The organism is Desulfobacterales bacterium (genome assembly GCA_030066985.1).
Classification (GTDB): Bacteria; Desulfobacterota; Desulfobacteria; order Desulfobacterales; family JAHEIW01; genus JAHEIW01.
The window spans coordinates 1-22,474 of the sequence record JASJAN010000003.1 but is presented as its reverse complement, the minus strand read 5'-3'; the positions used below and the strand labels follow the sequence as shown (position 1 = coordinate 22,474).

The window sequence follows — 22,474 nt, the reverse complement described above, 5'->3', positions numbered from 1 at the left end:
CTCTTGAACTTTATGCTTAAAGCTCTAAGTGATAGCCACCAACTGATACAGCCGTATGGCTGCGTGAATGGCCGTACGGCTGCCGATTGCGTTCATCGCCAGTTGTCTTAATTTGCAGATGCTATGGAGATGGCCTCTGAGGTTCGCCTTCGATATGAAAAGTGTTGTAGATGTAATCTAATTTAGCTCCGAGCTTTTTGTTATGTGCCTTGTTGAGTTTGGTGGCCGGTTTCTTTTTCCATGCTTCGGTCTGCGCAGTCAGCGCATCTTGCAACTGCCATTTATAGGTATAGGTTTTGCCCTCAAGCGCTGCCACCGCTCGGATCTGTTCTTCACTTAGATATTTTTTATCCAGCTTTTCGATTCTGGCGGCATCTAACTGCATCTGGTAGATCTCCGCAGCGGCAATGACCAAACCTTCCTGATCACCAGGCAACTTCACACGCTGGCGAACTTCGCCCCGGAAGACCATGCCTTTTTCAATTTTCTGATCTTTGAGGTCCATCAACTTGTCTGTGGGAACACCTGATTTTTGCAGATGTTCTATCACGGGCGGTGACAGCTGGTAATAAACTTTACGGTACACCTGTTGATTGAAAACATTCTGCAGGAAAAACAGCATGAAAAAACAGATGATCGCTGCAATGAGGGGCGTAGAAACCCATCCGGAACCAATGTTCAATAAAACCCTCCATTTAATCTGACGTGCACCACTTGCCCCTTTCAGCAGACCAATCCCAATGATGGCCCCCACCACAGCTTGCGAACTGGAGACCGGGATCAATGGAATCGGCGGCAGGCCTTTACTAACCAAAAAGTGTTCCAGCCCGGTTGAGGAAAACAGGAATAAGACGATGGACAGCGTGACTACCACCACGAAGGCGCCCACCGGGTTGAGCGGAAAAAGGGTATTGCCGACGGTCATCATGACCCTCTTTGAGTAGGTAATCACACCCACTGCTATAGCAATGCCGCCTAACAAGAACAATTGCTGGACACCGGTCAGCTTGAATAAATCTCCAATTTGAAAATCGGTAAATGGGGAAGAGGATACAAAAACGCCCATCACATTGCCGATATTATTGGCCCCCAGACTGTAGGAGCCCATGATACCGGCGATAATCAACCCGTAACGCGTGTATTGATCCATTCGCAATAAATGGGGTTTTACAGTACCGATGAAAATCATCGCCAGTTTGTAGATCAAGGCACCAAATATGGCGCCCAGAACCGGGCAGGCGACCCACGTGCCCAGGATCTTGATCAATGCATTTATGTCGGTGATGGAACCTGTAAAAAAATTCCAGCCGATAATGGCACCGACCACGGCCTGGGTGGTGGAAACCGGCAGACCGAGTTTGGTCATCCAGAATACCGTCAGCGCCGCAGAGAACGCACACATAAACGAGCCAGCAATGGCATTGACCGCTCCCAGCTTACCCAATCCGTGGGCAGCACCCGCGCCACTGATGACGGCACCTAATATGACAAACACGCTGCACAAAACAGCGGCCGTGGTGAAAGTCACCATACGGGAGCCCACCGCGGTGCCGAACACGTTGGCGGCATCATTGGCCCCCAGCGACCAGCCGAGAAACAATCCGCTGGAAAGAAATATCAATATCAGTGTCATGTCCATGACGTTTTCCTCACATGCCGTATGCTAAAGGGAGCGCTTGATGGCGTAGATGGAGAGCCGGTCACCGATGTGTTCGGCATCATCGGCAATATGATCGATATCGTTGACGCTATTGCTCAAGATCCACTTGAGTTCGAAATTAAGATTGGCATCAGAGAAGATCTGTTTCTTGAGACGTATGGCCGATTCATCGGATGCGGACTCGTGATGGCTGATCTTATGGATATGATCGCGTACAGTGTTGATGTCCTTAAAATAGGCACGTGCAGCCTGAACAGTGGATTCCACTGTTTTAACAACAGCTGATGTAAGTTCCCTGTAACCGCTTACTATCCCAGCGGGCACATCCGGATTGAAAATGGTAATATCGGTGAACTTCTGGTGAAGTGAATCAAGTATACGATTCAGGGCAGCGATCAGCTCGAGAATATCGGCGCGCGCATCCGGCACCAGCATCTGGGCATACAGATTGGTGACAATATCGCGCCCCAGTTTGGAGGCGTTTTTTTTAAGTTCATTGAGATGTTGCAGTTTCGCCTCACAGCCTTCATCCACACCGCGCTCGGCAAGGATCCCGACACCTTCTTCGAAAACCATGGCGCCCTCTGCGACCCGATCGAGGAATTCATCGATCTGGTGAATCAAGGTCGACGTTCTTCCAAACAATGGCGGCACATCGATTTTTTTCATCTTCGACTCCTCTATGGATTGAAATGGTTAAGCCATGCCTCGTTTTTGTTTAAGACAATCTTTTGACATTCATTATCTTTTCTGCTCTCAAACGGACTCAAATGTCAATATATTTAGCTATCAAAAGTTCTGCTATTTTTGTTGACGGGTAAAGCGACAATAAGGACATCACATCGTTTTTTTAGACTTGTTAAGCAGAGCAACTGAAATAAGATCACAAGCATTCGTGTTGAGCTCAACGGCGTGTTTAGCACACCGCTTGCTCCGATACGGTTTTCAAACATTTTATTAATCACAATTGTAGCAGGTCGCTGGAGCCGGCGAGGGATTCTGTGCCGCAAACTTTTTTCTGAATAGGTATGTCAACCTAAGCACTTTTTACTGAGTGCCAAATTTTAAAACGGCCATATCATGGGAATGAAAAGCGAACCCATTACCCAGACCAGCAGATTAAGCGGCATGCCCAGTTTGAAATAATCACTGAAACGGTACGCGCCGGGTCCGTATACCAGCAGGTTGGTTTGATAACCGATAGGCGTAGCGAAACAGGCACTGGCGCCAAAACAAACCGCGATGATAAAGGGTTTGGGGTCAACGCCCAGACCGTTGGCGGCTGAAATGGCGATCGGCAGCAGTAAAATAGCGGTGGCGTTGTTGCTCAGGACATGGGTGCTGATACTGGTCAGTAGAATCACCCCGCTTAAAACCAGCGTCGGGCTGGCCCCGCTGAATAGACCCAGAAATGCTTTGGCGTAAAATTCAGAAGCCCCTGTTTTTTCAAGGGCGGCACTCAGGGCAATCGTGGCGATGATAATCAGCAAAACGCGCCCGTCCATCGCACGATAGGCGCTGCGCAGCTGCAAGCATCCGGTGATAACCATCAGAAAAGCAGCCGCCATGGCGCACACCATGATATCAGCCATTCCTGTGCTGGCGGCTACGATCATGCCACCGAATATTAAAAAGGCGCGCCGCGCCAGCCGCTTGTGCACAATTTCATGATGAACATCTTCAACAATGATGAAATCCCTCTCTCCGCGCAGTCTTTCTAAGGATGGTTCCGGCAATCGCGCCAGCAGAATATCGCCAATCTGCAAGCGAACATCTTTGACTTTTGGCTCGGCATAGTGCAACTCCCTGCGTTTGATGGCGATAATATGGATATCCGGATCGCGCCGCAGACGGCTGGATACCAGCCGCTGTCCCACCAGCGACGACTGGGGGGGGATGATCAGCTCCACAATCAGCGCTTCTTTCTTTTCAGATTTCTTTTCAGACGAAAAATTTAGATCCTGATCGGCCATCGGGAGCTCCACTAAATCATCGTGCAGTAATTCCACCAGATCATTGGCCGAGCCTTTGACCAGCAAAAGATCATCGGCAGCCATTTTGACGGCATCCCGGTCCGGGTAGTACACGTGCGAATAGCGGATCAGTTCCAGTACTTCCATGTCCGGATATTTTCCTTTAAAAGACAGTTTCGGATTTTCTCCGATAATACGGCTTTCACGCGGGACGTGTAATTCGGCCAGATAGCGGCGATTTTCATCATTTTTTAGCTCACAGATCGGATTGTGCACGCTGGGCATCAGCTTGGGGGCGGCAACAATTAGAAAAAGAATACCCAGCACGGCAATGGGCAGACCGAGCGGGGACAACTCAAACATGCTCAGGGCGCCATAACCATGCCTGGCGCTTAAATCGCTGATAATGATATTGGTCGAGGTTCCAATCAACGTACAGGTGCCGGCTAAAATGGAAGCATACGATATCGGTATCAGCACTTTAGATGGGCTGAAACTCAGCTCACAGCTGAGGCTCAATATAATGGGAATGAATAGAACCACTACCGGTGTGTTGTTGATAAAAGCGGATGCCACACCCACGATCGTTAGGATCAAGAATACGGCCAGAACGGGCCTGCCACGGGAATAAGTCAAGACTTTTTCACTGATAAATCCGACCGCCCCGGTGCGGATCATACCACTGCTAATCAAAAACATGGACCCCACGGTGATAACCGCCGGGCTGGCAAAGCCGGCGATGGCTTCCCTAGGTGCCAGAATCCCGCTGATAACCAACACCACCATAATACCAATGGATGTCAGATCCACCGGTAGCTTCTCGGTCACCAGCAAAATCATGGCCACTATTAAAATGATGGTTACCAACCAGATTTCCATAATGCGTCCTTATCAATTAATGGGCTTTGAATGACATAAGCGCATGTAATAACTTTAAATCAAATTCATCATTGTCAAGACTTCTGCATCTTCGTCTTTCATAAAGTGCACCCTTTACACTTAAAACCGTTTCCGTGCTGTCATTCAGAAACTCTAAATGATCGTAAAATGAATCGTATGTATCCAGTGTTTTGCGAACACATAAAAAATAGGTTGCAATTTGATGTCGTTTCGCTGTATATACATCTATACATTTAGTCGACTATGCAACATGCCGAATTCACTCACATTCACCCTACGTCCGAAGCTGATGCCTTAGCGATGGTTGTGCCTTTGTTTCAAAAGGATGATCCTGTGAAAATTGTTGACAGCTCCAATCCGATTCCCAAATACCTTCAGATCAGCGCCTGGTTAAAGGAGCTCATCGAAACCGGAAGATACCAGCAGGGTGCACAACTGCCTTCTGAAGTTGAACTGGCCAAAATGTGCGATGTCACCCGCACCACCGTCCGGCAGGCCATTGCTGAATTAACTGCCAAAGGATTGCTTCGCAAAGAAAAGGGCACCGGCACTTTTGTGTCCGCACAGGCCCCGGCCGAGCTAAGGCAAAAGCTAACGCATATATCCAGCACCACGGATTTGATGCAAAGCAGCGGAATCACGCAAAAATCCAAAGTATTGGAAAAACGGATCGTTCAAGCTGATGATAACATTGCCAAACAGCTATTTTTAGGTGCCAATAAAAAAGTTATTCTGGTACGGCGGGTTCGCATGGGTGACGGTACCCCTTACGTCTTTGAGGAAAGCTACCTCCCGCTTGATTTATTTAAGGGCATTTTGGATCTGGATCTGACCGGCTCTTTGTATAAAATAATCTCAGAGCAGTTCAATGTCGAGCTGGCACGCTGTGCCCAGACCATCAGTGCTGTCAATCTGAATGCTGAAATTGCCAAGATCCTCCGATTGCCTAAAAATGCAGCAGGAATTTTTATGGAAAGCCTTACTTTTGACGAGAACAGTATCCCGGTGGAGTTGCTCTATTCCTATCTCCGGGGCGATACCTATAAGCTTGAAATCGAACTGGGCCGATACCACGCGTAACGGTCAAACATTAGAAGCATCACGCATACATCATTGAGGAGGAAAAAATGGCGATCGTTAATGCTAAAGAGATGCTGCTGAAGGCAACGGCTGAAAAATATGCTGTCGGTGCGTTTAATTGCACCAATTTGATACAAATGGAGGCGGTGGTGGAAGCGGCCATTGAGCTGAACGCACCGCTGATTCTGCAGTGCTCGGTGGCGCCGTCAAAATTTTTAAAACCCCAGGTTGTCGGCGCGATCTATAAAACCCTCGCAGCTGAGGCGCCTATTCCGATCTGTTTGCACCTGGACCACTGTGCGGATGTTGAATTCTGTCAGGTGTGCGCCGATGCCGGTTACACCAATATTATGATTGATGCCTCCAAACAAGAATTTTCCGAAAATATCCGCCAGACCAAAGCTGTGGTGGACTATTGCCACGCTGCCGGCGGCATTTCAGTCGAGGGCGAGCTGGGCACCGTATCCGGGGTTGAGGATCAGGTGCGGGTGGCCGAAAGCGAGGTGGAGTTGTGTGACCCCGAGCAGGCGCTGACCTTTGTCGATCAGACCGGTGTCGATATTTTTGCCCCTGGTATTGGTACCGCCCATGGGGTATACAAAACCAAGAATCCCAAAATCGATTTTGAGCGCCTGGAAAAAATCGCTGCCCTAATTAACGGCCAGCAAGTGCGCGTACCTCTGGTGATCCACGGCGGCACAGGGTTGAAGCCGGATGTCGTCAAAAACCTGATTGCCCTGGGGGGATCCAAATTTAATGTTTCCACTGACCTGAAGCACACCTTGATCGATACGACTTACGACTATATTTCAGAAAACCGGGATCAATTCAATCCGGGGAAAATCGATGTGGCTGTCAACGCGGCGATTAAAGATAAGATTAAATATTGGATTGAATTACTCGGCAGCACTAACAAGGCCTAAAAGCTGGCCGAAAATGTATCTAACCCGCCCGAGGCGGACAGGCGCCCATGGGCTGTGTTATCCAGGATAAATGGATTACACATCTATTTCATGAAGATTAAGGTGTGCATTAAACCGTTTCAAAATACTCGCGTACTAGCGTGTACGCTCCGTTTTTGAAACGCTTTACGCCGTGTCCATGAGCGTGATCTATTATTTTAGGCTCAGCTTTATACATGTACAAACAATTATTAAGACTGATTTAACTTAAGTTATTTTTTAGAATTTGCTTTCATTTTGTAGATAGTCATACAGGGGGGAGGAGAAGATATGTCAGAGCTAAAAGCCATTTTCTGGGATCAGGACGGGGTGATCATCGATACCGAAAAAGATGGTCACCGGGTGGCCTTTAACAATATGTTTAAAGCATCCGGTTATGATTTTGATTGGGATGTCGACACCTATGGCGAGCTGCTTCAGATATCGGGTGGCAAGGAACGCATGCGCCATTATTTCACTGAAAAAGGCATTTTGCTGGAAGGTATCGTCGAAAAAGACAATGAATTTTTGCTAAGCCTGCACAAGAAGAAAACCGCTATTTTTGTGGAGATGATTGAAAGCGGCATCCTGCCCCTTAGAGCCGGAGTGCATCGGCTGATGCGGGAAGCCACGGCAGCCGGGTTGCGACTGGGAGTCTGCACAACGGCCAACGAACGCTCGGCCAATGCGATCGCTAAAGGCATGCTGGGCGACATTAACCTTGAGTTTGTGCTGGCCGGAGATATCGTCAGCAAGAAAAAACCGGATCCGGAGATTTACCTGCTGGCGTTGGAAAAATCCGGCCTGTCGCCCGATGAGTGTATTGTGATTGAGGACTCGCGCAACGGGTTGCTGGCGGCCGAGGCAGCCGGTCTGCGATCGGTGGCCACCACCAACATCTATACCGAAAATGAAGACTTAAGCCCGGCCTCGATCGTGGTAACCTCCCTGGGGGACCCTGATGGCGAGAAGGGTGAGCTGAAACAATCTAATAAGCCTTTTGAATTTGACGGCGTTTTGCATGCCCAGCAATTAATCGAATTCTTCTCAAATTGAACTCAAACATTTAGGGGATCAAAATGATTATCGGCGTTCTAAAAGAAATCAAGGCTGATGAGAATCGGGTGGCGATGTCTCCCGGCGGGGTTGAATTTATGCTGCAAAACGGCCATTCGATCCTGGTCGAAAAAGATGCCGGCAATCCCAGTGGGTTCGACAACGCGCTATATAAAAATGCCGGAGCGGAAATTGTGGACCAATCAGGGACGATTTTCGAGCGGTCAGATATGATTCTGCGCGTCAAGGAGCCGCAGCCAAGCGAATATGAACTTCTTAAAAAGGGTCAGATATATTTTGCCTATCTCCATCTTGCTGCCTCCGAAGAAGTGACCCAAACCATGGTTGATTGCGGGATCATCGGAATTGCCTATGAAACCATCCAAAATGACAATGGATCTCTACCTTTGCTCAAACCGATGAGCGAAGTCGCTGGGGACATGGCGATTCAGCAGGGGGCCAAATATCTCGAAATGGCCCAGGGCGGTCACGGTGTCTTGCTGGGCGGTGTGCCGGGAGTGGATCCCGCCACGGTTGTGATCCTGGGCGGTGGTGTTGTCGGCATCAATGCCGCCAAACTTGCCTGCGGCCTGGGCGCCAAAGTATACATTCTCGATATTGACCTGAATCGCTTGCGCTATTTGAGTGATGTCATGCCGGGCCATTGTATCACCCTGATGTCCAGCCCGGCGGCCATTCGCGAGGTGCTTCCCAAAGCTGATGTTGTCGTGGGTGCCGTTTTGGTGCCTGGCAGCAAAACGCCAGCCCTGGTCAGCCGTGATGTGATCAAGAGTATGAAGAAAGGATCGGTTCTGGTGGATGTTTCCATCGATCAAGGCGGCTGCTTTGAGACATCCAAAGAAACGACCCATGCCGATCCAACTTATACGGTCGATGGCATAGTCCATTATGCGGTCAGCAACATGCCAGGGGCGCTGCCCAGAACATCAACTCTGGCCTTAAACAATGCCACGCTACCGTATGCGGTGGAGATCGCCAATAAAGGCTGGAAAAAAGCCATGCAGGAAAATGCTGAAATCAAACGCGGCGCTAATGTCGTGGAGGGCAAAGTGACCTATAGTGGGGTTGCAGATGCGTTCGGTTTGAAATATACGGCCATCGATAAACTTCTTTAGAAGCGGTCTCAAAAATGCATCTAACGCCTAATAGCTGTGTTGAAAACCGATTCAAAATGCTCGAATACTATCATGTATGCTCCACTTTTGAATCGTTTTTCGCCTTGCCCTTAGACGTTACCTACTATTTCTTAGACCGCTTCAACGATGTTTTTTAGGGAATGAACTCTAGTGAAAAGGAGCCAGAAATGATTGTAGGCATTTTAAAAGAAATTAAGGCTGAGGAAAATCGCGTATGCATGACACCTGCCGGTGTGGAAGTCATGCGACAAAACGGTCACGAAGTTCTGGTTGAAAAAAATGCCGGCATGGGCAGCGGATTTGATAATAAAACTTACAAAACTGCCGGTGCAGAAATCATTAACACCCCCAAAGAGATTTTTAAACGGGCCGATATGGTGATGCATGTCAAAGAGCCGCTGCCGGCTGAATATGATCTGATCCGTAAGGATCAGATCATTTTTACCTATCTGCATCTGGCAGCGGCCGAGGAATTGACCCATGTTCTGATCAAAAGCGGATCCATCGGTATTGCCTACGAGACCATTCAAAAAGACGACGGGTCTTTACCGCTGCTGACGCCGATGAGCGAAGTGGCCGGCCGCATGGCAATCCAGCAGGGCGCCAAGTACCTGGAAATGGCCCATGGCGGCCACGGTGTTTTGCTCGGGGGCGTGCCTGGCGTTGACCCGGGCACGGTGGTCATTATCGGTGGCGGCATAGTGGGTACCAATGCCGCTAAAATGGCCTGTGGTTTGGGGGCCAAGGTCTATATCCTGGATATGAACCTGGAGCGCTTACGTTATTTAAGTGATGTGATGCCCAGCAACTGCTTTTTGTTGATGTCCAAGCCGACCACCGTGCGTCGGCTGATCAAAGAGGCCGATGTGGTCGTCGGTGCCGTGCTGATTCCGGGTGCCAAGGCCCCGCGTTTGATCACCCGGGAGATGCTCAAAACCATGAAAAAAGGGGCGGTGCTGGTGGATGTGGCCATTGATCAGGGCGGATGCTTCGAGACAGCCAAAGCCACCACCCACGGCGAACCGATCTACGAAGTTGAAGGTGTGGTCCATTACTGCGTGGCCAACATGCCGGGCGCGGTACCCAAAACCTCCACCCTGGCACTAACCAATGCCACCCTGCCGTACGCAGTGGAAATCGCCAACAAGGGCTGGAAAAAAGCCATGCAGGAAAATCCTGAGATCAAATACGGCGCCAACGTGGTCAAAGGCAAGGTCACCTATGATGGGGTCGCTGAGGCGTTTGGGCTGGATTTCACGCCAATTGAAAAGCTAATCAAATAAGATAGCTTTCAGGTGTAAGTTATCAAAAGGTGTCAGGTTTCGGGTGTCAGGTGTCAGGTCACACGTTGGAATAGCAAAATTAAAATTATGACAAACCGCACACGTCTCAGAGGCTTAAAGACAATAGATAGGCCCTGCGGGCTTGATACTCACACCTGAACACTGACACCTGAAACCAATAAAGATTTAAAGCAGAAGGAGATCGCAATGAAAAAGGAATTGAAGGATTGGTTCGTGCCCTGGCTGATGTCGGCCAGAGAATATAACACCAGCATTCTGGATAAAGCCTGGGCCCAGCCGGATCATGCTCGTCTGATGCTGAATGAGAATCCAATTCAGCCGTCTGAAAAAATTATTGAGGCCGTTGCCGATGCAGCGCGGCACGGCAATTGGTATCCGGACAGCTTCAAGGCCCTGCGCACCAAGATAGGACAGATGTATGATCTGGGCCCGGATAATGTTGCGCTGTGCAATGGCTCTTCGGAGACCATCGATGCCATGATGCGCATTTTCATGCAACCCGGGGAAGAAATCATCATGTCCACCCCGACTTTTGAATTGTTTCCGGTACGGGCAGAATTATGCGGTTGCAAGGCGGTGCAAATTCCCCTGCGCGAGGGTGATTTGCAGTACGATGTCGACGGCATGCTTAATGCCATCACCGATAAGACCAAATTGCTGCTGGTGATCAATCCTAACAACCCCACCGGTGTATTTATCGATGATGACGATCTGATCCGGTTCTGCGAAACTGGAATCCCGTTGTGTATTGATGAGGCCTATGCCGCCTATACACCCGAAAGAAAAACCACAGCACCGCTGATCAAAAAATATCCCCACGTGTTTTTGTCCGTTACGCTCTCCAAAGCCCATGGATTTGCCGGTATTCGTTTCGGCTTTGTGCTGGGATCAGAAGAGATGATCAAGGCCTTCAACACCATGTTTTTGCCCTGGAATGTCAGCCTGATGTCGGCCGCAGCCGCAGAAGCCATTTTTGATCATCCGGCCGAAGTCGAAGCCAAGGTCAAACACAACAACAGCTGGATGGATCGCTTTAGTGAGGAGTTAGAGAAACTGGGGCTCAAGCCCTATCCGGCCCACGGCAACTATATGCTCGTGGATGCGTCCATGACCGGCAAAACCACCTCTGAAATCCTGGATGCGGCCATTCAGACGCATAAAGTGTATTTAAAGCGCATTGGTGACATCCACGGTAAAAGCGGCTATTTTCGCGTCACTCCTGGTGTCGATGAAGAAAATGAGCGCTTTATCGCGTTTATCCGGGACTACTTTGGATAGACTATAAATTAGTCTAAATATTTAGCAGACTCGATAGATCCTATTTTCAAATATTGTAGAACAATTATTTAGGTTGGCCGGTTGGGCCCGTTGAGCCCGTTGTATTATATGGTAGGTCTTCCCTTCTTTTTTACGGATCAACGGGCTAACGGGTAACGGGCTCAACCCTTTCCGATTGGAAGTGTTTTTAACGTAGATTGTAATCAAGCTGAACTCTCCGAACCGAGGAGTACAAATGTGAAGGACAGCGCACAGGTTGTTATTATAGGTGGCGGCATTGTTGGCTGTAGCACGGCTTACCATCTGGCCAAGATGGGATGGCCGGATGTGGTGCTGGTTGAAAAAGATGAGTTGACCAGCGGTTCTACCTGGCATGCAGCTGGTCTGGTCGGACAGCTGCGCTCGGATCGCAACCTCACCCGCATGCTGCAATACAGCGTCAACCTTTACGAACAGCTCGAAGCTGAAACCGGATTAAATACGGGTTGGCAGCAAACCGGCTGTCTGCATTTGGCCAGTACTGCAGAGCGCATGCTGGAGCTAAAAAGGGGGGCCACCACCGCACGCAGTTTTGGGTTGGAAATGCACATGATAACGCCGCAAGAGGCCTATGATCTTTGCCCGATCATTTCGCTGGACGGCCTCATCGGCGCTGCCTTTATGCCCACCGATGGCCAGGCTGATCCGTCGGGCATTACCCAAGCGCTGGCCAGAGGGGCGCGCAGGCACGGGGTCAAGATCTATCGCCATACTTTGGTGACCGGGTTTGAATTCGGTCGCAAAAGGGTCTCGGCTGTCAAAACCACGCAGGGTGATATCCAGTGCGAAATCGTGGTTAACTGCAGTGGCATGTGGGGTTACCAGATGGGTCAAATGTTGGGGGTCAATACGCCGGTGGTGCCTTTTCAGCATCAGTATCTGGTGAGCGAGGTGATCGAGGGGGTTCCGAAAAGACTGCCGACCATCCGCGACAAGGACAACCTGATCTATTATAAAGGCGAGGTCGGCGCACTGGTGATGGGCGGGTACGAAAGAAATGGCATTCCCTGGGCAGTTGATCAAGTACCCAATGATTTTTCTTCACGTTTGCTTGATTCCAAAACTGAGCAATTTATGCAGCTGGCTGAGCCGGCCATTCGGCGCACCCCCTGTCTGCAGTCTGTTGGTATATCCAGGCTTATCAACGGCCCGGAAGCTTTCACACCAGACGGCAATGCCATCATGGGGCCGGCACCGGAGCTGGACAATTGTTATGTGGCCGTAGGCTTCAATGCCTTTGGTATTGCCGCCGCCGGCGGCGCCGGTAAAATGATGGCCGAGTGGATCATCGCTGGCGAACCCAGCCTGAATATCTGGCCATTGGATATTCGCCGGCTCGGGCCGCACCACCGCAGCCGGTCCTACAACCTGGAGCGCACCCGGGAAATTTACGGTAAGCACTACACCATTCACTGGCCCAACGAAGAGCACGAATCGGCGCGCGGGATCCGGCGCACACCGCTGTATGCGCTTCTCAAAGAGAAAGGGGCTGTCTTCGGTGCCAAATACGGTTGGGAGCGACCCAACTGGTTTGCGCCCGATGGCATCGAGCCCGCAGACGAGCCAACCTTTGGCATTCCCAGCTGGTTTGAACATGTCGGCAACGAACATCAGGCCGCTCGTGAAAAAGTGGTGCTGATCGATCAAACTTCATTTGCCAAATTTGAAATCGCTGGTCCTAAATCGCTGGATTTTTTAAATTGGCTGGCAGCCAACAATATCGACAAGCCGGTGGGCAGTGTCACCTATACCCAATTGTGCAATGCGCGCGGCACCATCGAATGCGATCTGACCATCGCCCGGACTGCAGAGGATAAATTTTTTCTGGTCACCGGCACTGCTTTCGGGCGCCATGATGCCGAATGGATAAAAAAATATATGCCCGCTGACGACAGCGTTTCATTCAGGGAAGTCACTGCCGGTCTGGCGGTGATCAATGTGATCGGGCCCCATTCGCGCCAGTTGCTTGAAAAAGTTACACGCGATGACATCAGCAACGAGAATTTTCGTTACGGCAAATGTAAAACGATCACCGTCGGCAGTGCCCCCGTCACCGCCCTAAGGATCACCTACGTTGGTGAATTGGGCTATGAGCTGTATGTGCCGACCGAGTTTGCAAGTCATGTATATGAGAGTCTCTGGCATGCCGGTCAACCGCTGGAGATTTCCAACGCCGGTTACCGGGCCATCAATTCCCTACATCTGGAAAAAGGCTACTGCCTGTGGGGAGCCGAACTGACACCTGAATATACGCCTTATGATGCCGGGTTGGGGTTCTGCGTGGCCTTAAACAAGGGTGATTTTCTCGGGCGTGAGGCATTGGTCAAAGCCAAAAAAGAGGGGTCGCGCTGGAAGCTTTGCACATTTACGATTGACGCCGATCAACCGGTTATGCTGCGGGGCAGCGAACCGATTCTGCATGAGGGCAAGGTCATCGGCGTGACCACCTCCGCCGGTTACGGTTACAGTGTTGCCAAAACGATTGCTTATGGATATGTGCCGCCCAACAAAAGCGGTCATTCGGATGGCTATGAAATTGAGTGCACCAAACAAATTTACCCCGCCACACGCGAGCCCCAACGGGCTTTGTATGATCCTGAACGCAAGAAAATACTTTCCTAAGATCATATTCTAAAATCCATTTTTAAATCGCTTCAATATTGACTTTAGGATTATCTACCTTAAGTTGATGGATTATAACGCAAAAATCTATTCGCAAGAGACCAAATAAAATGGCTGCAAATTGACGAACGTGAAAGGAGGCACCAAATGATCGACCATAAAAACAGCTTTCTACTCGTGATGTTTGGCGTGCTCACCCTGCTATTCATTGCCGGTTGTTGTGCAAACATAAAACAAATGCCGGCGGCAGCCGGTACCCCGGAGATTGAAAAAAATAATGTTGTTTTCAAGGGCGGAAAATCTCAGACGGGTACGGTTCAAATGATATCTGTGGAGGTATACTGCCCCACAGGTGACGGTACCAATGACATAAAAATCGGCTGGGCGGGTACCAGTAGCGGTAGCGGAGAGTTTGCGTCGATTAACTTTCCCGAAGCGGATTTTGGCGACGGTCCTTCCAAAGTGGAGATAAAAGCCTGCCATCATAACAGTATGCGCGTTGAAGCCTTCGACAAAAACAACAACATGATCGATGATGCTGCAATACCTTCCAACGAGCAGCATGTGTCCAAGACCCTTGTCCTCGAGGGCGGCAATATTCGCCGCATCGATGTTATCGGATCTGAAATCGGAATTAATGATGTGTGTTGGTAGAATCGATTGCTAGCCACCACCGGCAGCTTCGGCCAGTAGAGGCCCACAAGCCGAAGTGCATAACCGTCTATATTAAAATTAATCAGAACCCATTAAAGATTTGAGCTCTGCGAAATCTTCGATAACGGTATCGGCGCCCGCTTGAAGAAGGTCTTGTTTTAAACGGGCTCTGTCTGGTGCGGAAAAAAGGGTACCGATGCCTTTAAATCCGGCTGCCGCTCTTTTGGCAGCCACCATATCGTCTGGCATGTCGCCGACGTAGTAGTGTTCAGTAATTGTGCCCTCAATTTTGGCTGCAATGGTATCGAGCATGTAGGGGTGGGGCTTGCTCAAGGAGATCTTTCTGTCCTCTGATTCTAGAAGCCGTTTTTCCTGTTCGAGGCAGTCTTCGAGCGCCATGATCTGCGTAAAATACTTTTTAATACCAAAATGGTCCAACGGATAATCAGCCTCGGCTCTGGGTCTGCCGGTGGCAATTGCTAAAACATGCATTGCGGCCAGTTCTTCAAGCAGACCTTTGTCAATCAGCAGTTGTTCGCGATGGATCAGACCGTCGCTAAAGTAGAATTTTGGTTTTAGGTCATACGTGGTCTCAAACAGGTCTTGCCCCAGATAGACTTCCTGAAAAATCTGTTTGATAATGTTGCCGCTGCCCACATCCCCCTTGTACAGGCCATAGATAAACGCATTTTTGGTTCGGCCGGCTTTTTGCAGCAAAGTTGTCAATGGCTCGGGGGTTGATCTCAAAAAATCACCCAGTGCACCCATATCGCACTTGCTGATGGTTTCTTGATATTGTGCCCAGGGATCTTTGCTCCGATAAAGCGGCGGTTTTTCGATCTGGTTAAACAGCAGGTTGATGACCAGGCAGGATAAATCCCAGTCATTGTTCAGCCCGCCACTTTGTTTGACCGCCGCCAGATCGGCGAGCGAAAAAAAAGGATCCGGCAGTTTGTCGAATGATGGCGCAATGTTAAAAAATAGTTTGGCCGTTTGGCGAACCGTTTCGCGATACGACTTTGAAACATCGACTAGAACGCCATCCATATCAAAAACGATCAGTTTGTTATTCTTCATTTATTTTCCTGTCCAGCGTTAGCGTTGCATATTTTCGATTACGCTCCGAATTTGCGGGATGGCTGTTATAAAATAAAAATCATAGGCTGAAAAGGTCTTTTTTTTCTTTCCGCTGCGATCGACAAGAACCGGCATGGCGCTCCAGTTTAAAAGCGGCAAATCCGTATATCCGTCACCGATCACCATTGTGCGATCCGGCGACAATTTCAATACGCTCATCATGTGCAGCTTATCTTCCGGGTCCGGTAATCGAAGTTGCATTCCAGTTATGCGGTTCTTATCAAACTGAAAGCGGTTGCCTTCAATAAGGTTAAAACAGTTTTCAAGCCCTGCAAACTTCAAAACCCGCTCACTTAAATCGGCAGTCCCGCAACTCAATACCATCATCTGGTAACCATCTGCTTTTAATTGTCGGTAGACTTGGCGGTCCACCGTTGATATTTTTTCTGCCAACTTTCGGCAAACCTCATCGATAACACCTGATGGCGTGCCTTTTAGCAACCGGATGTAAGATGTTTTAAAGGTCCGGCGCAACCGCTCATGCTGATCAGCATAAATGATTGCTTTGGTGTATGCTTTCTTAAGGCAACCAAAGGATTTCCGAGTTTGATTCATCACGTGCATTAACAGGGACTGCTCGCTGTCATAGGGCTTGAGCGGCAAAATGGTTCCGTCAAAATCCCACACAATGCTGATTTTTTTCATTTTAACTCAACAATATTTCTATAAAAATAGAGGCGTTCAAACATATGGTACATCTAAATATATCGATTGACTTTTTAACGAAAACTTGATTTTTTAAGGTTGCATTGACATCCAAAAGCTCTCTTTTCAATAGCTGACAACGCCGCAGAAAACAACTTATTCGTTACCAATTTAAAGGTTGCCGGCTTGGCGCAAATATTCTCATCAACCGATCATTGGATTGCTGTTCTGACACTGGGCAAGTTTCAGTAATTCGCTCTTCATCTGTCTCATATGGTGTATTTTCTTTTCTATCTGTGGGGAAGTACTTTAACAAAATTTCAATTCATTGAAAGGAGGATTATCATGTCCAAAAAGACCGTTCTCATTTTTTGCATGGTTTCTGCTTTTGCGCTGGTATTTACAGGCGGCCTTTATGCAGCCGAAACCCTATCTTTGCTGACCTGGAAGGGCTATGCACCCAAAAATCTGGTCGAAAAATTTGAAAAGGAAACCGGTATCACCGTAAAGGTGACCTACTCCAACAATGAGGAAATGATCGCCAAACTGCGCGCCACCCGGGGCGCCGGCTTTGATCTGGCTCAACCCAGCCAGGACCGTATCGCATCGGTTCAGGAAAAATATAAGATTTATCAACCGATTGATATGTCCAAGGTCAATACGTCCCAGATTATTCCTTCCATGCTCAAAGCTGTGCAGCTCAATACCATGGTCGATGTAAAATCATACGGTGTGCCGTTTTGCTGGGGAACATCCGGTTTAATTGTTAACCGCAAATTTGCGCCGGATGCCAAAGATTATTCGGATCTGCTCAAAGAAGCGTACAAAGGCCGTGTGAGCTACCGCCTCAAAAGACCGACACTGATTGCCATCGCTTTTGCCATGGGTGATGATCCCTTTGCCAAATACAGTGATGTCACTGCTTACCAGGCATTAATGGAAAAAGTCGGCCAGGCCTTAATCGATGCCAAACCGGTTGTTAAAAATTATTGGACCAACGGGGATGCCTTGCTGCAATCCATGCGGTCTGAAGAAGTGCACCTGGCAATGGCCTGGGATAATGGTGGCTGGAAACTGCATGTGGAAAATGCCGATATCGACTTTTTGGCTCCTAAAAGCGGCGCGTTGGGCTGGATCGATACCTTTGCCATACCGGCCAAGGCCAAAAACCTTGATGCCGCCTATAAATGGATTAACTTCATGCTGAAGCCGGAAAATGCAGCTCAGTTTACGAACATGGAAAAATACGGCACGGCTTCCCTGGGGTCCATCGAGTTGACCAATATCGATATTCGGGGCAATTTCCAACGCTGTTTTCCGCCGGAAGCTGTGGATAATATAAAGTGGTATCCACCGGTGCCGGCGAAGCTTGAAGAAATCGAAGGTAAAATTTTGGACAAGGTCAAAGCTTCTAAATAGTTATCCGGCAGTGCTGCTGAGATCTTAGCCATTTTACCTGGATTTGAATTGAGGGGGCTTGTTCCGGTTATTGCGGAATTGCCCCCTTTTTTCATTAGACCATTTAAAACTCCTTCAATTCCATCATGCAAATTGATCTAGCGGTTAAAGAGGTCAGTAAAACCTTTGATGATTTTGTGGCTGTCGACAAGGTTTCTTTTGAAGTCGCCGATGGCAGTTTTTTTTCGATTCTAGGCCCCTCCGGTTGTGGCAAAACGACCTTACTAAGGATGATCGCGGGGCTGACCGAACCTTCTGCAGGCACCATCGAAATTCGCGGTCGAAGCATGCACGGCATTCCCCCCAACAAACGCCCGGTCAACCTGATTTTTCAGCATTTGGCTTTGTTTCCCATGATGAATGTTGGTGAAAACATCGCCTTTGGTCTGCGCCGACGTGGCGACGATAAGACCACCATTAAAAACAAGGTCGATACCATCCTGGAGCGTGTGGATCTGACCGGTTTTGCCGACAAAAAGGTTGATCAGCTTTCCGGCGGTCAGAAACAACGGGTGGCCATTGCGCGCTGTCTTGTTCTGGAACCGGCGGTTTTGCTGCTGGATGAACCGTTGGGGGCATTGGACCTGAAATTGCGGGAGCAAATGAAGGTTGAGTTAAAAAAACTTCAGGCAAAAGTCGGCACCACCTTTGTATATATTACCCACGATCAGTCTGAAGCCCTGGTGATGTCCGATCATGTGGCGGTGATGAACCGCGGCATTTTTGAGCAGATCGATACCCCCCAGAATTTATACAACAGCCCGGACACCCCTTTTGTGGCGCAGTTTGTGGGCGACAACAATACCTGGACCGGCAGAATCCGGCAGTGCGACCAACAAGCCGCCGAGATAGAAACAAGCGACGGCAGGATATTTCGGACCAAAATTCGGCAGCAATTGCAGACCGGGGATGAAGTTGACCTATTTCTACGGCCGGAAGCCATGCTGATTCAACCTGACGCGGGTCTGGCGAATCTGAATCGTTTCGAGGTCATTGTCAAAGACTTGCTTTTTGACGGCGCCAACAGCCGCCTGCTGGCCAACCCCTTGGATGCTGATATGGAATTGCTCATCGCTTTGCCGCAAACCCATCAATATGACTACATCCGGAAAAACGATCAGATCGAAATCGGTTGGGACGAGCAGTCCGGCATCTGTTTTCCGAGGCAGATAAATCAGGACTGAGGTCTGGGGTATATCGAAATAGAAAAGGGCGAAAATGGCCATGCCAGCGCATGGCGGAAAATGACAGCGCATGATTTCAGGGGGACGATTCATGACGGATACCGACACGTCATGTTGAAACGGTCGGACACCAAGCTGGTTTTTTGCTCAGTCCCCAGTTCTCAGCACTCAGTCCTTTTTTTCCCTGACACCTTTAGTTAGCAACTCGCAACCAGTAACTGGTATTAATTGTGATGAAGAATCAACTACGATGGGGATTGTTTTTCTTCCTGACGCCCGTGGCGCTCTGGCTGTTTGTGCTGATCGTGCTGCCCCACATCGATCTGCTGGTGATGTCCTTTCGTTTGGAAAACGATGAAGGCCAGATGGTCTGGAGTCTGAGAAATTATTTAAATTTTTTTGAAGAGCCCATCTACTGGCTAACCTTTGTGCGCACCGCACTCTACTCAATCTTGGTCACCTTTTTGACTTTTGTGATCGCCCTTCCGGTGGCATTTTACATCACCAAGGTGGTTAACCCTAAATATCAGGGCTTTCTACTGGTTTTGCTGTTGCTGCCTTTCTGGGTTAGCGAGCTGGTGCGGGTTTACGGCTGGATGATCCTGCTAAGAGAAAGCGGGGTGATCAATCACTTTTTACTGAAAGCGGGGATATTGAAGCAGCCCATTGAGATGCTCTACCGAGATTCCACCATGATCCTGGGCCTGGTCTATACCTCCATGCTGTTTATGGTGGTGCCCATCGTATCGGTGCTTGACAGTCTGGACAACAGCCTGATCGAGGCCGCCTATGATCTGGGTGCCAATATGTGGACCATATTATTCAAGATTATCATCCCCCATGCTACCCCCGGTATCGTATCGGGCGCCATTGTAGTGTTCATGCTGACCCTGGGCAATTACCTGACGCCGAATTTGATGGGCGGTAAAAACTCGCTCTGGTTTACCGAACAAATTTATAATCAGTTTATCGCCTCTTTTAACTGGAATCAGGGATCCGCATTCGGCTTTTTACTGCTGGTGCTGTCTTCATTCGTTGTGTGGCTGGGACTTAAACTGACCCGGCAGAATTTAAAGAAGGTGGTGCAATGATCCGAACACTGCCAACCTCCAAAACGTATAACCGCTGTTTTAAGCTATATGTGGTTTTGTATTTTATCTTTTTGTTTGCGCCGTTGCTGGTTACCTGCGTGCTGGCTTTCAATGATTCTCAGTTTCCGTCCTTGCCCTGGAAGGGTTTTACGTTGGAATGGTTTACCGCTGATTTACCGCAGCGAGTGGGTATTTTTCATGATCAAATCAATCTGGACAGTATCTGGGTCAGTTTTCGGGTGGCTTTTTTTGTCACGTTGCTGTCACTGGCGGTGGGCACCTGCGCTGCCTTTCTGTTCGAACAGGAAGATTTTCGTTTCAAACAGGGGCTTTATTTTTTGATGCTGGCGCCGCTGGTTATCCCGGGTGTGATCCTGGGGATATCGATCCTGTTGTTCAGCAATACACTGGGGACCCATTTTGAAGATAGTTGGAATATAGATGTGGAATTGTTTCGTCCCGGCTTCTGGCTGGTAGTGCTGGGACAGTTTTCCTTTATTGCCACCCTGGTGACGCTGGTGGTTTCGGCCCGTCTGCGCAAGTTTGACCGCACCCTGGAAGAGGCAGCCATGAATCTGGGTGCCAATCGATTCGAGGTCATCTGGCACATCACCTTAAAATTTTTAAGACCGGCACTTATCGGAGCGGGCGCGGTGGCGTTTCTGATGTCTTTTGAAAATTTTAATACCACCCTCTTTCTGGTGGGCTACGAGGCAACTCTACCGATTAACTTATACCTGCAGGTCAGAGACGGCAGCACACCGGTGATCAATGCGATTTCTTTTTTGCTGATCGTGGGCACGTCTCTGCTTGCGCTGGTAAATCTTTATTTTAGCCGCAAAGGTGATTGAAAGGAGGAAAAAATGAAGGCAAAAGAAACAGCAATCGTTTTAATCGAATTTCAAAACGAATTCTGCAAGGAAGGGGGTAAACTGCATGACGGCGTAAAGACAGAAATTGCCCGTCAGAACACGATACCAAACGCGGCAAAACTGGCCGAGGGAGCACGTAGAAAAGGCGCTTTGGTTATCCATTCACCATTTGTATTTAATGAAAAATATTTCGATGATCATCAAATGCAGGGTATTGTCAAAGCCGTGGCAGATAACGATGCCTTTCGTGAAGGAACCTGGGGTGCTGAGATTATTGACGAATTAAAGCCGCAGGAAGGGGATGAGATCGTTGGCGGCAAGTGCACCTTGTGCGGATTTAATAAAACCAACTTGGACGAACTGTTGCAGGAAGGCAAAATTAAAAACGTTGTAATTGGTGGTTTTTTGACAAATTTTTGTGTTGAGAGTACCGCGCGCACCGCTTATGACAAGGGCTATGGTGTTACCATAATGAAAGATGCCACTGCGGCTACCTCAGAAGAAGAGCAAAATCACGCGGAAGCGAAAATTTTTCCGCTACTGGGTCAGACCCTTTCTGTCGATCAATTTCTGGAACAATTGGAAGACTAACTCATCTTAATGGGAGAACAATTTAATGACCGGAGCAAAATCTAATGGTTTTGCTTCGGTTTTTATTTCTACGAAATTCACATCTCAATTTCGAAAACTGAAAAGTAGGGATTGTCAGATGAAATTTGCAATGAATCAGTCACGTTTAAGAAATGTGGAAGCAGGCACGGAATCTACAATTTCAGGTAAGCCTAAATTTATTATATTAGCTCATGTATTATGTGTATTATGCAATCGGGGCCTCGAGCAATTAGCTGCATAAATACTGCATGAGTTGGCCAAAATTAGGAATACCGGTTGATTACCTATTGTGATTCATGTATCCAGAGACTACTTTTATTAAGTCGAGTTAAATTCATTAGGATATTATGGGGTGCCAAACACCCTGCAAAGGTTTTTCGGGATTGGTACTGCTTTTTGGCTCGACGGCGTGTTTTATCATTTCGTTTAGGGGACGCGATTGCAATTGATGGAAAGGGGACCAGAAGGAATAAGAAACATGAAGTACAATCGATTAATAGAAAAAACCGACTGCGATTCGCCTGTTTATCAAAGAAAAGCCTTTTGTTTACATGGAAAACCAGCCGTAGCTGCAAATTTTTTGGGATTTGCGCTGGTTTTCCTTACGATTGTTATAATGCTAACAGGCTGTGCGACGACATTGCCCAAAGATGTCCAGCGAACGCCTTCAACAGCCTTTGCAGACCATGAAACCACCCCAACAGGTCGGCTTTTTGATAAAAAGGCACAGCAACACCCCGGGAAATCGGGATTTACAATCATCAGCAAGGGAAGGCGGGCCTTCACTGGCCGTATTGCCATGACCGCCATT

General features: G+C 48.6%; 19 protein-coding genes. 14 read left to right on the top strand and 5 right to left on the bottom strand.

Features of this window, described 5'->3' with window-relative positions; genetic code table 11:
* Nucleotides 1–121: 121 nt before the first annotated feature.
* The 3 genes from QNJ26_02115 to QNJ26_02105 form a co-directional block, all read right to left on the bottom strand.
* Nucleotides 122–1,639 carry an inorganic phosphate transporter gene (locus QNJ26_02115; protein MDJ0984311.1) on the bottom strand — a complete coding sequence of 506 codons (1,518 nt, stop codon included), beginning with the start codon at nucleotides 1,637–1,639 and terminating at the stop codon, nucleotides 122–124.
* A 24-nt stretch (nucleotides 1,640–1,663) separates the two neighbouring features.
* Complete coding sequence (locus QNJ26_02110; protein MDJ0984310.1) at nucleotides 1,664–2,329, bottom strand: DUF47 family protein; 666 nt, start codon at nucleotides 2,327–2,329, stop codon at nucleotides 1,664–1,666.
* Between the two features lie 395 nt (nucleotides 2,330–2,724).
* Nucleotides 2,725–4,512, bottom strand: coding sequence for an SLC13 family permease (locus QNJ26_02105; GenBank protein MDJ0984309.1), 1,788 nt, complete (start codon nucleotides 4,510–4,512; stop codon nucleotides 2,725–2,727).
* Nucleotides 4,513–4,866: 354 nt separating this feature from the next.
* On the opposite strand from QNJ26_02105, the gene QNJ26_02100 reads away from it, so the two are divergent.
* The 8 genes from QNJ26_02100 (at nucleotide 4,867) to QNJ26_02065 (ending at nucleotide 14,664) form a co-directional block, all read left to right on the top strand.
* Nucleotides 4,867–5,613, top strand: coding sequence for a GntR family transcriptional regulator (locus QNJ26_02100; GenBank protein ID MDJ0984308.1), 747 nt, complete (start codon nucleotides 4,867–4,869; stop codon nucleotides 5,611–5,613).
* A gap of 47 nt (nucleotides 5,614–5,660) precedes the next feature.
* Nucleotides 5,661–6,536, top strand: a complete 876-nt coding sequence (locus tag QNJ26_02095) for a class II fructose-bisphosphate aldolase family protein (protein MDJ0984307.1) — start codon at nucleotides 5,661–5,663, stop codon at nucleotides 6,534–6,536.
* A 309-nt stretch (nucleotides 6,537–6,845) separates the two neighbouring features.
* The gene (locus QNJ26_02090) at nucleotides 6,846–7,610 is read left to right on the top strand and encodes an HAD-IA family hydrolase (protein MDJ0984306.1); all 765 of its coding nucleotides are present in this window, start codon (nucleotides 6,846–6,848) and stop codon (nucleotides 7,608–7,610) included.
* Nucleotides 7,611–7,633: 23 nt separating this feature from the next.
* A complete protein-coding gene (ald, locus tag QNJ26_02085; protein MDJ0984305.1) occupies nucleotides 7,634–8,746 on the top strand; it encodes an alanine dehydrogenase in 1,113 nt (370 codons plus the stop codon).
* A 188-nt stretch (nucleotides 8,747–8,934) separates the two neighbouring features.
* Complete coding sequence (gene ald / locus QNJ26_02080; GenBank protein MDJ0984304.1) at nucleotides 8,935–10,050, top strand: alanine dehydrogenase; 1,116 nt, start codon at nucleotides 8,935–8,937, stop codon at nucleotides 10,048–10,050.
* A gap of 207 nt (nucleotides 10,051–10,257) precedes the next feature.
* A complete protein-coding gene (locus QNJ26_02075; GenBank protein MDJ0984303.1) occupies nucleotides 10,258–11,349 on the top strand; it encodes a histidinol-phosphate transaminase in 1,092 nt (363 codons plus the stop codon).
* Nucleotides 11,350–11,586: 237 nt separating this feature from the next.
* Nucleotides 11,587–14,010: an FAD-dependent oxidoreductase gene (locus tag QNJ26_02070; GenBank protein MDJ0984302.1), complete on the top strand. Its 2,424-nt coding sequence runs from the start codon at nucleotides 11,587–11,589 to the stop codon at nucleotides 14,008–14,010.
* Nucleotides 14,011–14,157: 147 nt separating this feature from the next.
* The gene (locus QNJ26_02065) at nucleotides 14,158–14,664 is read left to right on the top strand and encodes a hypothetical protein (protein MDJ0984301.1); all 507 of its coding nucleotides are present in this window, start codon (nucleotides 14,158–14,160) and stop codon (nucleotides 14,662–14,664) included.
* Between the two features lie 78 nt (nucleotides 14,665–14,742).
* Here QNJ26_02065 and QNJ26_02060 read toward each other — a convergent pair whose 3' ends face one another.
* Complete coding sequence (locus tag QNJ26_02060) at nucleotides 14,743–15,741, bottom strand: HAD hydrolase-like protein (GenBank protein ID MDJ0984300.1); 999 nt, start codon at nucleotides 15,739–15,741, stop codon at nucleotides 14,743–14,745.
* An 18-nt stretch (nucleotides 15,742–15,759) separates the two neighbouring features.
* Nucleotides 15,760–16,446: an HAD family hydrolase gene (locus QNJ26_02055; protein ID MDJ0984299.1), complete on the bottom strand. Its 687-nt coding sequence runs from the start codon at nucleotides 16,444–16,446 to the stop codon at nucleotides 15,760–15,762.
* Nucleotides 16,447–16,791: 345 nt separating this feature from the next.
* Between QNJ26_02055 and QNJ26_02050 the strand changes: the two genes are divergently transcribed.
* The 6 genes from QNJ26_02050 to QNJ26_02025 all read left to right on the top strand — a co-directional run.
* On the top strand, nucleotides 16,792–17,865 hold the full coding sequence (locus tag QNJ26_02050; GenBank protein MDJ0984298.1) for an extracellular solute-binding protein: 1,074 nt from the start codon (nucleotides 16,792–16,794) through the stop codon (nucleotides 17,863–17,865).
* 125 nt (nucleotides 17,866–17,990) lie between these two features.
* On the top strand, nucleotides 17,991–19,088 hold the full coding sequence (locus QNJ26_02045; GenBank protein ID MDJ0984297.1) for an ABC transporter ATP-binding protein: 1,098 nt from the start codon (nucleotides 17,991–17,993) through the stop codon (nucleotides 19,086–19,088).
* A 233-nt stretch (nucleotides 19,089–19,321) separates the two neighbouring features.
* The gene (locus QNJ26_02040; GenBank protein MDJ0984296.1) at nucleotides 19,322–20,179 is read left to right on the top strand and encodes an ABC transporter permease; all 858 of its coding nucleotides are present in this window, start codon (nucleotides 19,322–19,324) and stop codon (nucleotides 20,177–20,179) included.
* On the top strand, nucleotides 20,176–21,030 hold the full coding sequence (locus QNJ26_02035; GenBank protein MDJ0984295.1) for an ABC transporter permease: 855 nt from the start codon (nucleotides 20,176–20,178) through the stop codon (nucleotides 21,028–21,030). Before QNJ26_02040 ends, QNJ26_02035 begins: the two co-directional genes overlap by 4 nt.
* Nucleotides 21,031–21,042: 12 nt before the next feature.
* Nucleotides 21,043–21,642 (top strand): cysteine hydrolase, encoded by a 600-nt coding sequence (locus tag QNJ26_02030; protein MDJ0984294.1) that lies wholly within the window; start codon nucleotides 21,043–21,045, stop codon nucleotides 21,640–21,642.
* A gap of 460 nt (nucleotides 21,643–22,102) precedes the next feature.
* A partial coding sequence (locus tag QNJ26_02025) for a hypothetical protein (protein ID MDJ0984293.1) occupies nucleotides 22,103–22,474 on the top strand: 372 nt, incomplete at its 3' end.